General features: G+C 30.0%; 11 protein-coding genes. 1 reads left to right on the top strand and 10 read right to left on the bottom strand.

The window, feature by feature from the left end:
* Window positions 1-158: 158 nt before the first annotated feature.
* Together ACJDTP_RS18225 and ACJDTP_RS18220 are read right to left on the bottom strand one after the other, a co-directional pair.
* Complete coding sequence (locus ACJDTP_RS18225; protein WP_023973985.1) at window positions 159-1,391, bottom strand: ammonium transporter; 1,233 nt, start codon at window positions 1,389-1,391, stop codon at window positions 159-161.
* A 584-nt stretch (window positions 1,392-1,975) separates the two neighbouring features.
* The gene (locus ACJDTP_RS18220) at window positions 1,976-2,842 is read right to left on the bottom strand and encodes a DUF4261 domain-containing protein (protein ID WP_023973986.1); all 867 of its coding nucleotides are present in this window, start codon (window positions 2,840-2,842) and stop codon (window positions 1,976-1,978) included.
* Window positions 2,843-3,134: 292 nt separating this feature from the next.
* Between ACJDTP_RS18220 and ACJDTP_RS18215 the strand changes: the two genes are divergently transcribed.
* Window positions 3,135-4,025, top strand: coding sequence for an SDR family oxidoreductase (locus tag ACJDTP_RS18215; RefSeq protein ID WP_039769713.1), 891 nt, complete (start codon window positions 3,135-3,137; stop codon window positions 4,023-4,025).
* Between the two features lie 63 nt (window positions 4,026-4,088).
* Here the strand turns inward: ACJDTP_RS18215 and ACJDTP_RS18210 are convergent, their stop codons facing one another.
* From ACJDTP_RS18210 to ACJDTP_RS18175, 8 genes are all read right to left on the bottom strand, one after another.
* Complete coding sequence (locus ACJDTP_RS18210; RefSeq protein WP_406762031.1) at window positions 4,089-6,257, bottom strand: type IA DNA topoisomerase; 2,169 nt, start codon at window positions 6,255-6,257, stop codon at window positions 4,089-4,091.
* 310 nt (window positions 6,258-6,567) lie between these two features.
* Complete coding sequence (locus ACJDTP_RS18205; RefSeq protein ID WP_039769715.1) at window positions 6,568-7,452, bottom strand: beta/alpha barrel domain-containing protein; 885 nt, start codon at window positions 7,450-7,452, stop codon at window positions 6,568-6,570.
* 66 nt (window positions 7,453-7,518) lie between these two features.
* Window positions 7,519-8,478, bottom strand: a complete 960-nt coding sequence (locus ACJDTP_RS18200; protein ID WP_406762030.1) for a D-2-hydroxyacid dehydrogenase — start codon at window positions 8,476-8,478, stop codon at window positions 7,519-7,521.
* 317 nt (window positions 8,479-8,795) lie between these two features.
* Window positions 8,796-11,156 carry a glycogen/starch/alpha-glucan phosphorylase gene (locus ACJDTP_RS18195; protein ID WP_406762029.1) on the bottom strand — a complete coding sequence of 787 codons (2,361 nt, stop codon included), beginning with the start codon at window positions 11,154-11,156 and terminating at the stop codon, window positions 8,796-8,798.
* A 2-nt stretch (window positions 11,157-11,158) separates the two neighbouring features.
* Entirely contained in the window at window positions 11,159-12,646 is a 1,488-nt protein-coding gene (gene malQ, locus ACJDTP_RS18190) for a 4-alpha-glucanotransferase (protein ID WP_406762028.1), read from the bottom strand.
* Between the two features lie 92 nt (window positions 12,647-12,738).
* A complete protein-coding gene (locus ACJDTP_RS18185; RefSeq protein ID WP_023973992.1) occupies window positions 12,739-13,755 on the bottom strand; it encodes a LacI family DNA-binding transcriptional regulator in 1,017 nt (338 codons plus the stop codon).
* Window positions 13,756-14,164: 409 nt separating this feature from the next.
* On the bottom strand, window positions 14,165-15,109 hold the full coding sequence (locus ACJDTP_RS18180; RefSeq protein WP_406762027.1) for a PucR family transcriptional regulator: 945 nt from the start codon (window positions 15,107-15,109) through the stop codon (window positions 14,165-14,167).
* Window positions 15,110-15,139: 30 nt separating this feature from the next.
* Window positions 15,140-16,249 carry an ABC transporter ATP-binding protein gene (locus ACJDTP_RS18175; protein WP_065416228.1) on the bottom strand — a complete coding sequence of 370 codons (1,110 nt, stop codon included), beginning with the start codon at window positions 16,247-16,249 and terminating at the stop codon, window positions 15,140-15,142.
* Window positions 16,250-16,505 lie beyond the last annotated feature (256 nt).

Below are 16,505 nucleotides of genomic sequence, written 5' to 3'. Positions count from 1 at the left end.
TCTTAACATACCGAAGAGTCTAAAGCTAGATCCCATCTAGCTTTAGACTCTTCGAAATTCTATAATTTCCTATACAATAAAAAAACAAAATCCAAGTTATATTAGTAACCTGGATTTTGCTTTCACTAAATTCTTATACATTATTTATTATTATGTTTCTACATATTTAATCCTGAATAAGCTTCTTCTCCATGTAAGGAAATATCTAATCCCTCTGCTTCCTGTTCTGAAGTAGCTCTTAAGCCCATTACTAAACTCATTACTTTAAGTATTACAAATGTCGCAACTGCTGCATACAAGGCAGTTGCACAAGTAGAAATTAAATGAGCTTTTAAAAGTGCAAAGTTACCATATATTAATCCATCACTCCCTGCTGGATTAATTGCCTTTGATGCAAAGATAGCTGTCGCTATAGATCCCCAAATTCCTGCTACTCCATGACAGCCAAAAGCATCTAAGGCATCATCGTATCCTAATTTCCTCTTCAATATAGCTATTGCGAAAAAGCTTAATGCTCCGCCAACTGCTCCAATAAGCACAGCTGATATAGGGCTCACGAATCCTGCCCCCTGAGTTATTGCAACTAACCCGGCTATAGCTCCACTTACTGTTCCTAAGGCTGTAGGTTTTTTATAGAGCAACCATTCACAAAGTACCCATGCAACTGCTCCTGCAGCCGCTGAAGTATTAGTTGTAAAGAATGCATTTACAGCTACATAATTCATTGCAAGAGCACTTCCTGCATTGAATCCAAACCATCCAAACCATAAAAGCCCTCCACCTAATATTGCCATAGGTATATGGTGTGGTTCAGGGATCGCTCTCTTTCTTTTACCAACAACAATTGCCGCAACTAGTCCAGAAACTCCTGAGTTTATCTCTACTGGATTTCCTCCAGCAAAATCAAGGACTCCTAAATTCCTTAACCATCCATTAGCTCCCCATACCCAATGAGAAATAGGATCATAAACAAATGTACTCCACAAAATAATCAATATTATAAACGCCGGGAAATTCATACGTTCAGCAACAGAACCTGAAATTACAGCTGCAGTAATCGCAGAAAACATTAACTGAAATACTACAAATTCTAAATGTGGTATTGTGCCTGCATAATCCGCATTAGGCGCCATTCCTATACCTTTTAGGAAACTCCAATCTAAACCACCTATTACTCCTTTTACATCTGGACCGAAGGCTAAAGTATAACCTATAAAAATCCATTGTAAAGATATAATAACAAGAGCTGCATAACTATGTACTGTAATACTTAATACATTTTTGCTTTTAACCATACCTCCATAAAATAAAGCTAATCCTGGCACCATTAGCATTACTAACGCTGCACTAATAATTACAAATCCCATATCTGCGCCGTTTAATAATTCCATTTTCTATTCCCCCTTGAATAAATTTAATTAAATTTTGAGTACAATTGCTTATTCTAAGTTGTTAAAAAATAAAAAAGACGCTTCACTCCAAAGAAGGTATACCCATACTAGATATATCTTTTTTGAAATGAAAACGCCGTTGTTTTCTACATATTTCTTTAAATTTTTAAATTACTTTTATAAGTTTACTATCCCATGTTTTATATGTCAATATAAAATGATAATTTATTATTAGTTATTTTTAAATATGAATTATTTTTTTCATTATACATACGGGCCAGGTAAAATAACAAAATCTCAGACGACTTTGGTTAAGTTCAATATTGTGCTTCACACTCTTTTCATATATGTAGATTTTTTTACGCATTTGCCTTTTTAAACACATGTGAGAGAAATTTGGCAGGCGAATATGATTTATTTTTTATTCTCTTTGCAAACCATAACTTTCTGAGTTAGTCTTTTCCATAACTTATCCACAGATTTAACTTGAATATGAATTCCTAGAGAATAAAAAACTCTCTTGTTTTTACATTAAATCAAGAGAGTTCTAATTAAAAATTAAATTCTTATATACATATTATTGATTAATTTCTATATCCACATGAAAAATCTTCTCCAGGATTTATATCTAATACAACACGTTCGGGTTCAACAAGCGCAACTTCATGTCGACATTTCCACTTGCTATTTTCCGTAATTCCTTCTATGGTGTCTATTTCTTCAAGAACATCGCTATTTTCAAAAATGTAATATCCATAAGAATATAAAATATTCGATATTTCGCCTGGATCTAAATTTTTAAAATGGCATTGTAAATCACATAAACCTACTGCTGATAATCCTAATGTATCCATTACATACTCATTCTCATTATTTTCAATGTTAAATAATCTTACATTTAATATACCAATTAAAACATCATAATCATCATTTAGAGGATTGTTTTTTAAATACTCTTCCCTACTTATTACTTGTTCAGTAATATTAAAATGAATGCCTTCACATGGAATTAATTCAACTATAGAATAAAGAGTTTTTTGAAAAAGTTCTATTCTTTCAGCATAATTTAATCCTATAGCCATTATATCTGTAACCAAAACTCTAACATTACATTTTTCAAATTCTTCTTTATTCACATAGTCAAATGATTGTCCTAATGATTTTCTCAATTTATTAATTTCAGGCTTTTCTTCAATGACGCTAATAACAATTCCAACAGGCGCATTTACATTTTTATATTCTAATATATGATCCATAAATGCAAATGAAATATTGTTATCTCTATTAGATGTAACTTTAACATTTTTAAAATACTTTTGTATATTTCTTAGTAATTCATTTTCCAGAATAACAGGCTTTTCTTTCATCAAAAGTTCAACACTATATATTTCTGAAAAAGCATCAGCTACATTTTCTACCTTTCCATTTTTACTTACTTCATATCTTTTCATTCTATACAAACCCTCTTTCTTATTTTTAATTTTAATTGAAATAAATTCTTTATTCTTTGCTCCAAATAAAAAAGCTGTCTCAAAACATAATTAATTTTGAGACAGCTTTGTCTATGTAAATATTTATTAATTATAACACACTATATATAAATTTAATATACATTCACTTAAAATGTATGTATTATTATAATTATTTTTACATTTTCATTTAATTTGAAAATTAATTCATTCACAAATGGTTTGGTAAATCCATAATATTATTAATAGTATAGATATATTTAAGGAGAAAGCTATGCCCTTAAAATACAAGAACCACATAGACTTTGATAAATTACCCAAAAATTTTCCTCCACAACATCAGGATTGTCAACCAGGAATTGAAGCACGTATGGATCCACCGCCTATATTTGATAATCCTGATTATAAAGGAAGTGATAAATTAAAAGGTAAAGTAGCACTAATCACAGGCGGTGATAGTGGAATCGGAAGAGCCGTAGCTATTGCTTTTGCTAAAGAGGGAGCTGATATAGTAATTTCATATTTATATGAACATCAAGATGCAATAAAAACCAAGCAATATGTTGAAAAATATGGCAGACACTGTCTTCTCATGCCTGGTGATATTTCCTACAAAGATTTCTGCAAAAAACTAGTCGAATGTACAATTGAAAAACTAGGAAAAATTGATATTTTAATAAACAATGCTGGTGTTCAATTTCCTCAAGATAGTATAGAAGAAATATCATCTTCCCAATTAAAAACAACATATTCAATCAATATATTTCCAATGTTTTATCTAACCCAAGCTGCATTGCCACACATGAAAAGAGGAAGTACAATTGTAAACACGGCTTCTGTCACAGCTTACCAAGGTAATAAAACTTTAATTGACTATTCTTCAACCAAAGGCGCAATTGTAACCTTCACTCGTTCTCTTTCCCAATCCATAGTAGCCAAAGGAATTAGAGTTAATGCTGTAGCTCCAGGCCCTATTTGGACGCCACTTATAGTATCAAGCTTTTCTGCTGAAGAAGTTGCTAAATTTGGATCTGACGTTCCTATGAAAAGAGCTGGCCAACCTTTCGAATTGGCTCCAGCATATGTATATCTTGCATCTAATGACTCCTCCTATGTTACTGGGCAAGTACTTCATGTAAATGGTGGAACTATGGTTGATAGTTAGAATAAATTTAACAACCGAATATATTCTTTAGGACACAATAAATTAGGGCTTGTTAACAAGCCCTTACTTATTGTCTATAAATTCAATCTTCCAATTAAAGTATCCACTCTCCTCATTTTTCTCATATTTGAAATATGCCGAAAATGTATTACCTTTTTTACTCTTAAGATTTCTAAATCCTACTTTTCCATTCTTAAGCAGAAGTTCAACCATTTCTTTAGATATTTTCTTACCGAAAGATGCTATATATCTATCATCTTTCCAAATCGTATATTTGCATCCATTTTTCCAGTTACTGCATCCAAAACTCTTTTCACCTTCAATTACTGGATTTCCACAGACTGGACATGGTCCTATATTCTCACTATCTTTAGGTATTTCTACTTTAAATCTTGATAATGCAGCATCATCTTTTTTTATCAATTCTACGGATTGGATTGTGAAATCTGTTATAAGTTTAATAAATTCACTTTTAGCAAACTTTCCTTTCTCTATATCTGAAAGAGTTTTCTCTAATCTACCTGTATACTCCAAGTCAAATAATTCTTTTACTGGAAAAGTCTCAACCAAATTTCTCCCAAGCTCTGTACACATAAGATTTTTACCTTTTGTCTTTAGGTATCCTATATCCTTTAATTTCTTTATTGTTTCTGCTCTAGTCGCTGGAGTTCCTATGCTAAACCCACTTAAAATTGCCTGCATCATTTCTTCTGAGTCTTCATCTTTTCCTTCAATACCTTTTCCGCAAGTCTCCATTACTCTAAGTAATGTTTTTTCAGTGTGATACTTAGGTGGCTTCTTAGTAACAGAATTCACTTTAGAATCTACAATATCTACAGTTTCATCTATTTCAATTTTGGGTAGAATTACATCTTTACTTTCTATTTTCTCTACTACTTTCCATCCCTCTACAAGCTTTACTTTTCCTTTCGAAACAAAAATTCCATTCATTTCTGAAACATTAGCTTTTAATGTAACTTTCGTTTCTTCAAATTCAGCTATAGGCATAAACTGCATTATAAATCTATTTTTAATAGCATCATATACTATTTTTTCATCAGACGATAAGCCCGATGGCTTTATATATGTTGGTGTTATAGCACTGTGACTCTCAACCTTCGAGCTATCAAAAATTCTTTTGGATGTACTAAACTTAATATCTTTCTCATATGGCAATCCAGCTTTTAATGTATCTAAAACCTTTTTCGCTCTATCCTTTAAACTTTCTTCTAAAACCACACTTGCTGTTCTTGGATAGGTAGTAAGCTTCTTTTCATAAAGAGACTGTGCAACTTTAAGAACTTTATCTGATGTCCATCCCTTATATTTACTAGTTATATGTCCTTGCAGATTAGATAAATTAAATAAGTATGGTGGATATTCTTTTTTTAATTCTGTCTGCTTATCAATAATCTTAGCAGTTGCTCCTTCAAGCCTTGAAATAAATTTATCCAAATCTTCCTTTTTCTCAAACTTTTCAGAATCATTCTCATAATAAAGTCCCTCAAATTCTTCATTGGCTGAAGTTTTGAAGTTTGACACTAGCTTATAATAAGTTGTTGCTGTAAAATTCTCTATTTCTTTATCTCTATCATAAATAATCTTTAAAGTTGGAAGAAGCACTCTTCCTATATTAATAGTCTTGTTTTCTTCAAATTTATATTTCAGTGTACTTACAGAAGTTAAATTAATCCCAATTATCCAGTCACTCCACTGTCTTCCTATTCCAGCATCTTGCAGTGGCTGCATTTCCTTATTATCTTTTAGTGATTCCATTCCGCTTTTAACTTCATCAGGTGTCCACTCGTTTAAAAGTAATCTATATATAGGCTTTTTCACCTTAAAATAGCCAAACAATTCATCAGCTATAACCTGCCCTTCCCGATCGAAGTCAGTAGCTGATACAATGCCATCAACATCTTCTTTATCAATTAAGGATTTTATTATTCCAAGCTGTTTCTTTGCACCCTTATCTTCAACAGTTCTGTCTAAACTATCACATTTAACCTTATATAAAAAATGCTCTGGAATGAAAGGAAATTTCTCAAACCTCCACCCCTTCATATTTTCATCATAGTCTTTTGCATCATATAATTGTAAAAGATGACCAAACGCCCACGTTATGTAATAGCCATTTCCTTCAAAATAACCATCTCTTCTAGTCTTTACATTAAATGCATCTGCAATATTTTTAGCAACAGATGGTTTTTCCGCAATAATAACTTTTGCCATGATATATTTTATTATCCTCCTTTAAGCACAATTAAAAAAATAACGGACCATCATATCTGCATGTTCTGCACTTTAGGTCTATTATTTCCTTTCAGGTGCCTTAGTTATTACTTGTAGCACTTATATATATTAACACTAATCAAAAAATAAAACCAGCTGAAGTTCTTTATGTAAATATCAGGTATCAAAAACAGACAAATACTCTCATATTAATTATTTCCTTTACATATTAAAAGAAGGTATAAATGAACAAATCATTTATACCTTGCATCTAAATTATTCAAGCTTTTCTCACTAATAATATTTTAACTTATTCTTTTCTTTCAATACACAATGCTTTATCTGCTTCTTTAAGCATGTTTTCTATAACTTCCATTGAAGAATATCCTAATTTATTATTAAATATTTCTGTACCGCATACTAAAAACTCGCTTCCCAATTTAATGGCTGACTTTATAGTTTCAGTAGTAATTCCACCTTGCATCTGCACTGTTCCATCAAAGTTTCTAGTAAAATAATTAATGTAATCTGCTATTTCTTTCGAATTCAACATCCCAAATGAATTACTTGAACGTGCACCTGTAGCCTCCACTTGGAATGTTAACATTCCAATCTTATCTTGAAATGGCGATATAAATTCCAGTATTTCTTTCTTAGTTTTCGGAATAAATCTATCCGTTCCGACAACCTCAATCACAGGGCTTACGCAAGCTCCCATTTCAATTATCTCACCTATAATTTCCTTTAATTCCTGGCGATCTTTCACTACTTCTAGCTGAAAACATACAGCCCCAACATTTATGTGCTTAATCTCTTTTATATGAATCTTAGGATAATCCGTAAGTAAATGTACATTCAAAAATACCTCATATAATCCAGCTATCGTATTTAATCTTTCAAGAAAGCTTATGTTAAAAATGTGAGAATTAAGGCTTGGACCATCACTTCCAAAATTGCTATAATCATCGAAGTTTATATCCACATGTAATGTTTTTATATTACCTTGTTTTAGCAAAATTTCTACTTCTTCAATCACCTTACCTTGAATTGTATCAATATCAAGTGATTCATCTAATTTATCCAGTATAGTAATTAATGCAGGGTTTATTTTTATAACTTTTCCATTTATAACATCTTTTTTGTTATAAAATCTTAATGCCGATGTCCCATAAAAAATTTCCCTATTATTCTTCATTAAAGCCTCCCGCTAATTTAAGCTTTTATTAGTTTATTCTTATAATTTATCCCAAATTGCTAATCTTTAAATATCTACTCTATTTCTTTTTTCTCCGCTATTATACGCACTTATATTTTCTAATAAATCTGAAAACAACCTACTTCTAGCTTCTTCACTTGCCCACGCTACATGCGGTGTGAAAATCAGCCTATCTTTATTTTTTACTTTTAATAGTGAGTTTTCTACTGGAATAGGTTCCTCTTTAAATACATCCAAAGCTGCACCACCTATTATCTCCTCATCTAAAGCTCTGGTCAAATCTTCATCCACAATTATAGGCCCTCTTCCAACATTAATTAAAACAGCATCCTTTTTCATTTTAGTAAAAGCTTCATAATTTAATAATCCTTCAGTTTTTTCATTTAAAGGAGCATGTATTGAAATAATATCACATTGCTTTAACAAAGACTCAAACTCCACTCTTGCAAAATCTGAATCTGAATTTTTTCCTGAAGTTGAATAGTATACTACTCTTGCACCAAAAGCTTGAGCTATTCTAGCTACTCTTTTTCCAATGGCTCCAAGTCCAATTATTCCCCATATCTTACCACATAAATCTTTATATGGTGCTTCTAAATTTGTGAACATATCATATCTTGAGTACTCTCCAGATTTAACAAAGTTATCAAAATAACTTATATTATCGTATAAATGAAGTAACATAGCAAAAGTATGTTGAGCTACAGTCGTAGTCGAATATCCTCTTACATTAGTTACCGCAATATTTCTTTCTTTAGCATATTCTATATCTATATTGTTATATCCTGTAGCCATTTCGCATATTAATTCCAATTCGCTCGCATCTTTTAAATTTTCCCTGTTTAACTTAACTTTATTAGTTAAAACAATATTAGCATTTCTAATTCTTCCTGCAACTTCTTCTTCAGATGTCAAATCATAATAAATCACCTGGCCAAACTCATTTAATTTAATATAGTCTACATTTCCTAAAGTTCTTCCATCCAATACTACTATTTTCTTCATACTCAATCTCCTTTTCCAACTTTAAAATAATCCTATTTACTCTATAATGATAAAAAAAGAAGTTCTCAAAAATTATGATTTTACTTGCTAACTTTATGAATACATACCTTATTTTTCTATATTAATAATACCGTAAACAAATTTAAATGTAAACTTATACGTAATTATTTTACAACTCAACCAATTCCGTATTCATGTGTTAAAAATTGATTTTAAATAATTAAAAATGACTATAATACGTAAAAAAAGTAAAGAGTTATGGATATAAAATTTTTCTCTCTCCATAACTCTTAATTATTTTATTCTTAAATCAATAATCATTTAATAGGGGCTGGTTTTATATACCAAATCTCATCTGCATATTGATTTATAGTTCTATCACTTGAAAATGTTCCTGAACTATATAGATTAGCAAAACATTTTTGAGCCCATTTCTTTTTATCCTTATAATCTTCAAACACTCTTTCTTGAGTCTGCTTAAATGAATCAAAATCTGCAAGTACATAATATTGATCTCTTTCTTCTAACAAAGCATTATATAAATCTTCAAAGTATCCAGTTCTTCCATCATCTAGTGTACCATCGATTAAAGTATCAACTACTCTCTTAATACTTGGATTTTCTCTATAATACCATTTTGGATCATAGTCATGCTTAATTCTTTCAATATCATCTACTCTAAGTCCAAATATATAGTTATTTTCCTCTCCGCTTTCTTGAACAATTTCTATATTAGCACCATCATAAGTTCCAAATGTTGGAGTCGCATTCAACATAAATTTCATATTTCCTGTCCCTGAAGCTTCTTTCCCAGCCGTTGAAATTTGTTTAGATAAGTCTGAACCTGGAAATAGTTTTTGAGCATAAGACACCCTATAATTATGAACAAAAACAACTTTTATTTTCTTAGAAACTTCTGAGTCATTATCTACAAGTCTAGCTATTTCATTTATAAATTTTACAATCCCCTTGGCTCTTCTATATCCTGGGAATGCTTTAGCTCCAAATATAAATGTTGTTTTTGGTATATCTAAATTTGGATTCTCTTTTATTCTGTAATATAAATCTAAAATGTATAAGGCGTTTAATAACTGCCTCTTATATTCATGTAATCTCTTAATCTGAATATCAAAGAATGAATCTGGATCTATATTAATTCCCTCTTCTTGTTTAATATAATCTGCTAGTTGAACTTTCTTCTCATGCTTAATTTCCATAAGTCTCTCAAGCACTGCATCATCATCTTTAAATTTCTCTAGACCTTTAAGAAGCTCTAAATTTTTAATCCAATCTTCACTTTCTAACAAATCTGTAATAAGCTCGGATAATTCTGCATTGCAGAGCCTAAGCCATCTTCTTGGTGTAATTCCATTAGTTTTGTTTTGAAATTTATTTGGATATAAATGATACCAGTGATTTAATTCATTCTTCTTTAAAATTTCTGTATGAAGTGCTGCAACACCATTTACAGCTCTCCCAACAAATATGGCTAAATTGGCCATTCTCATCTGATTATTTGCAATAATTCTAAAATTCCATATTGCGCCTTCGTCATATCCTTTTTGTCTTAGCTCATTCATTAATGCTTCATCAACTTGATGTGCAATTTGAAGTATTCTTGGGAATAATCTTTCTATTAATCTTATATCCCACTTTTCTAGTGCCTCAGCAAGTATTGTATGGTTTGTATATCCAAAAAACTCTTTAGCTATTGATAATGCTTCTGAAAATTCTACATACTCTTCATCAACTAATATTCTTATAAATTCAAGAATTGATATTGTTGGATGAGTATCATTTAATTGTGCCACATTGTATTTTACAAATTCAGAAAAATCTGCTCCAAATTTAGCCTTATGTTTTTTTAGTATATCTTTCATAGACGCACTTGAGAAGAAATATTGTTGCCTAAGCCTTAATATCTTTCCTGCCTCTGCTGTATCATTTGGATATAATACTCTTGATATATCCTCTGCTTTATTTCTTGCTGATACAGCTTCAATATATTGTTGGTTATTGAATAGATTGAAGTCAAATTCTCTTAAAGCCTCACATTGCCATAATCTTAAAGTATTTATATTTTTAGTTCCATAACCAATTATAGGTACATCATAAGGAACTGCTTTTACTGTCATATCTGAATATCTAATTATTTGAATTTCATCATCTTTTCTAACACTCCATGAATCCCCATACTTTAACCATGTATCTTCACATTCAGTTTGAAACCCATTTTCAATGTTTTGTTTAAATAACCCATTGCTATATCTTATTCCATATCCAACTAAGGGCATGTTTAATGTCGCTGCAGATTCCACAAAACATGCTGCAAGTCTTCCAAGCCCACCATTACCAAGTCCTGCATCTTCTTCTATTTCTTCGATTCTATTTAAGTCTATATTTAACTCTTTTAAAACATCCTTAACTTCATCGTATAAACCTAAATTCATTAAATTATTACCTAGAGCTCTTCCCATTAAATATTCTGCTGATAAATAATATGCCATTCTTCCTTTGTTATAAGTTTCACTTGTTTCATTCCAATTATCAATTATCTCCTCCAAAATAGTTAATGAAAGCGCATTAAAAATTTCATAATCCTGAGCATCCTTCAACTTTACTGCATGTTTTACTTTTAAATATCTTTCTATACCATCTCTTATTCTTTGTTTATCCACACTTACTCACACCTTCCATAAATTCTAGTTAATCTATATATTTTATTTGCTAACTCATTAGTAAAAACACCATCTTTTGCTCTCCATGTCCAATTTTCTCCAATAGTAGACGGTAAATTTATTCTAGTTTCATTTCCAAGATTTAAGAAGTCTTGCATAAGTGCAATAGATGTATCCGCAACACTGCTCCATATTCCTCTTATAAATCCCCAATTATACCCTTCTTTTTCTGTAAGATTTAAATATTCAACTGCATTCTCAACTTCATTCTTACTTCCTGTCGTTTGAATCCAACCTTTTATAGTATCATTATCATGAGTCCCAGTATATGCCACGCAATTTCTTTCATAATTATGCGGTAGATATGGATTTTCACAATCACCTGAAAAGGCAAATGCTAATACTTTCATACCTGGAAAACCAGTCTCTATTCTAAATTTTATAGTATCTTCAGTTAATAGACCTAGATCCTCAGCTATAATCTCTATATCTCCAAGTTCTTTTCTTATTTCATTAAATAATTTCATTTCTGGTCCTTTTACCCATTCTCCATTTACAGCTGTTCTATCTCCATAAGGTATGGACCAGTATGCCTCAAAGCCTCTGAAATGATCTATTCTTATTACATCATAAAGCTTTAAGCTCTGCCTGATTCTATTTATCCACCATTTATAGTTTTCTCCTTCTAAATACTCCCAATTATAAATAGGATTTCCCCAAAGCTGCCCAGTTGAAGAAAATGCGTCAGGTGGGCAGCCTGAAATTTTTATTGGGGTTAACGTTTCTTCATCTACTAAAAATACTTTTGGATTACTCCACAAATCTGCGCTATCCTCTGCAACATATATGGGTATATCACCTATAATTCTAATTCCCAATTCATTAACATAATTTTTCAAGTTTGTCCATTGTTTAAAAAATTCGTATTGAACAAATTTCCAGTATTGAATTTCATCTCTAAATTCTTCTTTATAGTTCTTTAAAACATCATTTTTCCTCAATTTAATATCATCATCCCATGTTTGAAAACTTTTTAAGTCAAACTTATTCTTTAAGGCCATAAATATAGCATAATCATCAAGCCACATATCTTCTTCTTTTTCAAACTTCTTAAAATCCTCAGATTCTTTCTGCTTAAAATTTTCATATGCTAATTTTAATACTTTCAATTTTTCTTTAAATAACAATTCATAATTTATACACTCTGAATTATCACCAAAATTTATTTCATCATAATCGAACTTTCTTAGCAAATTTTCAGACTCTAAAATATCAAAATCAATAAAATAAGGATTTCCAGCAAATGCCGAAAATGACTGGTATGGTGAATCCCCATAACTAGTCTGTCCTAAGGGAAGTATCTGCCAAAAACTTTGACCCGCTTTCTTCAAAAAATCCGCAAATTCATATGCCTCTTTTCCAAATGTTCCAATTCCATATCTACCTGGCAAAGATGCAATATGCATAATGATTCCACTACCTCTTTTCATTCTCATTCCTCCACCCTCTAGGAATATAATAATAACTTAAATTATTATATATATTATTTCCCTTTTTAATATTCTTTAGATATCAATAACCATTACTTTAACAAATTGAAGCATGAATCCCTCTCAATTAAATTAGTTTCTAATAATATATGTTGGTTTTCTTTTCTTTCATTAATCTGAGATATTAATAAATTTATACTCATAGTTGCCATTAGCTTGTCCGGCTGTTTTACTGTTGTTATACTAGGATTATAATATTCACTTTCATCCATGCCATCAAATCCGATTATTGATATATCTTCAGGAACTTTTAACCCACTATCAAGAATTGCTTTAGCAGCACCTATAGCCATAATATCTGAAAGAGCAAAAAATGCAGTAATATCCTTTCTTATTTTCAATAATTCCAGTGTTTCATTATATGCGCCTCTGCTTGAATATCCACCAACAATAATTAACTCATCATCAATTCTTATTTTACTTTTTTCTAATGCTTCCCTATATCCTTGCATTCTTAATATGCTTACGCCTATATCATCAGCTTCTCCTAAAATTAATGCTATTTTTTTATGACCTTTTTCTATCAGATATGAGGTTGCATCATATGAACTTTTAACATTATCTATACCAACCGATGAATAATATTCCTTGCCTTGTTTTGAAACAGTATTGACAGAAGTTAGTACTATAGGGACATTTATTTCTTTAAAACAGTCATCTGTAATATCAGCAAAATTACCGCCTAAGCAGATAATTCCTTGTAATTTCTTCTCTTTTATAAAAGCTATTAAAGTTTCAACCTCTTGGTCATTCTTATAATCATTTTGATGCAATATCATTGTATATCCATTTTGATTTATTATATTTCCTATGACATTAATCATTTGAGAAAAAAATGGATTGAATACGCCTTTTACTAAAACTCCTATATTTTTTGTGTTTTGTTGTTTTAGTATTCTAGCACTATTATTAGGTATATAATTGCTTTCTTTTATTACTTCCAAAATCTTTTGTCTTGTACTTTCTTTAACATCAGGATGATTATTTAATACTCTTGAAACAGTGCTGACTCCAACCTGTGCTAATTTTGCTATATCCTTTATATTCATATTTATCTCCTGCATAACTATTAAATTATAATAGTTCGGTATCGTTACCTTAATTTCCTGTTAATTCAAAAATCTTGATTAAATAGATATTTAAGCATACAATATTATATTCGTTTTATTCGTAATCATGTTTATATAACAATTCAGTTATTTAATTAACTTTAATAACATTTTAACAAACGCGGAATATTTATACAATAAATTCCTGGAATTATATTATATTTTCTTAATTTTCTATTTATGATTACATAATAGCTGTCTTATTAACCAACTTTTGTAATCACTATACTTATAAAACAACAAATTTTTTATTTATTCTTACTTGTTTACATTTTTATGACTAAAAATAAAAAATCTCATCTGAAGATTACTTTTAACAATCTTCAGATAAGATTTCTAGCTATACCTATTAAATTTTATTCTTTTGAATCCAAATAAAGAAGGCTATCTTAAATAATGCAGCATCATTAAATTTCCTTATATCGTAGCCTGTATACTTTTGTATCTTATCCAACCTATAAATTAGAGTATTTCGGTGAACATACAATCCTTTTGAAGCTTCACTTAAATTTAAGTCTGATTTAAAGAAAACCTCTATAGTTTTTAACATATCTTCATCTAACTTTGAAAAACTTTCATTAAAGTTATTTAGTATTTTTTCCTTAATATCCTGATTTAAATTATCCATAACTTCTTCAAATAAAAGGCTGTTGCATCCGAATACCATTTGAGATACATTATACTTTTTAGCTAAATTAATTTTATACATATTTTCATTATATAACTTGTTCAATAATTCATAATCCCCAATATGACAGTAACTTATATAACACTTTTCGTAAAGTGAGAAGTATATTGTTTCACTTATACTAGATACATGCTCCTTTATATCTTCAAAAATTCCAATTAAAATGATTGTATCTTCAAATATAAGAATGGTTACGTCATTATTATTATAAACATTTTTTAACGCCTCTAATGCCTCTGTTACTTTTTCTTTTAAATTTAAAGTAACTAAAAATGTTTCTTCTTTTATTGGCGGCATAATTTCCTTAATCTTTTCCTTAGATATACTTAAGCCTTGTAATAACTCAGAAACTATTTTTTCTTTTTTGTTATAACTATCTTTATACCTATCTTTGATACAAAATACTAATATTCTTATGAAATCCTTGCGGTCCCCTTCTGTTTTTATTTTGAAACTTTTGGTTCCAATAAAAAATGTATCTTCAAGTATATTTTCGCTAAAAGAATTAGGATTAGCCTTAAATATAATTTCATCGTCTACATAAACTTCAAATGGTATTTCACAATCTTCATATATCTCCTGTAAATATTTCACTAATCCTTCCATTCCCTCACCTCAATTGTCACTAATTTAATACTAGCAAATTCTCAACTCTGTTTCTTTATCAAAAACATGAATATTTTCATGTTCTACATATAATTTAATCTTGTCCTTAGGCTCTGCTTTAGTACTTCCATCAACTCTTGCAGTCATATTATTGTTTCCTGACTTAAAGTAAATATAGCTTTCAGCACCCATACGTTCAACAACTTCTACATCCCCAGTTAAAGTTGCCGCAGGGTTATTTTCAATTATTTGAGCATTATCATCTAAATGCTCAGGTCTTATACCAAATACTACTTCCTTATTAACATATCCTTTTTCTTTTAATACCTTAGCTTTTTCTTCTGGCAATAATATATTATTTTCATCAAATTTACAATATAACTTTCCGTCCTTTTCACTTACAATACCATTTATTAAATTCATTTGAGGACTTCCTATAAAGCTTGCAACAAATAAATTATTTGGCGTATTGTATATGTTAAGAGGAGTATCAACTTGTTGTATTACACCGTCCTTCATTACAACAATTCTAGTTCCCATTGTCAAAGCTTCAACCTGATCATGAGTAACGTATATAAATGTTGTTCCTAGACTTTGATAAAGCTTTGATATTTCTGTTCTCATTTGAACTCTTAGTTTTGCATCAAGATTTGATAACGGCTCGTCCATTAAGAATACCTTTGGTTCTCTAACAATAGCACGTCCTAATGCAACTCTTTGTCTTTGACCTCCTGATAAAGCTTTTGGCTTTCTGTCTAGCAAATGTTCAATATCTAATCTCTTTGCTGCTTCTCTAACTTTCTTATCTATTTCATCTTTAGGTGCTTTTCTTAACTTCAAAGCAAATGCCATGTTATCATACACTGTCATATGTGGATATAATGCATAGTTTTGGAAAACCATTGCTATATCTCTTTCTTTTGGTTCTACATCATTAACTAATTTTCCGCCTATATATAATTCACCTTTGGATATTTCTTCAAGTCCTGCAATCATTCTTAAAGTTGTAGATTTACCACAACCTGATGGCCCTACAAAAACTATAAATTCTTTATCTTCAATTTCTAGATTGAAATCTTTTACTGCAGTTACATCCCCTTCATAAATTTTATAAATATGTCTTAGTGACAAATCTGCCATATTTATTTCCTCCCTTTTCTGCTTTAATTATCTCAATTTATATTTTATTTAATGTTTTCTGTATATTCATTTTACTATATGTAATCCTTTATATTCTATATTGAGAATTTACAAAACTCTCTTGTCTTTTTTGTGAAATAATATAAAAAGATAATAAAAAAGCATATACTAATCAAAACTAGATATATGCTTTGCTTATAATATTTTAATATTTATATACAACACTTCGATTAAGCAGTAAGATTATGTTACAATC

Origin of the sequence: Candidatus Clostridium helianthi (genome assembly GCF_045310795.1) — a bacterium.
GTDB lineage: Bacteria > Bacillota > Clostridia > Clostridiales > Clostridiaceae > Clostridium > Clostridium helianthi.
Note: the sequence above shows the minus strand (reverse complement) of the source record. Positions and strands in the feature narration are given on the sequence as shown.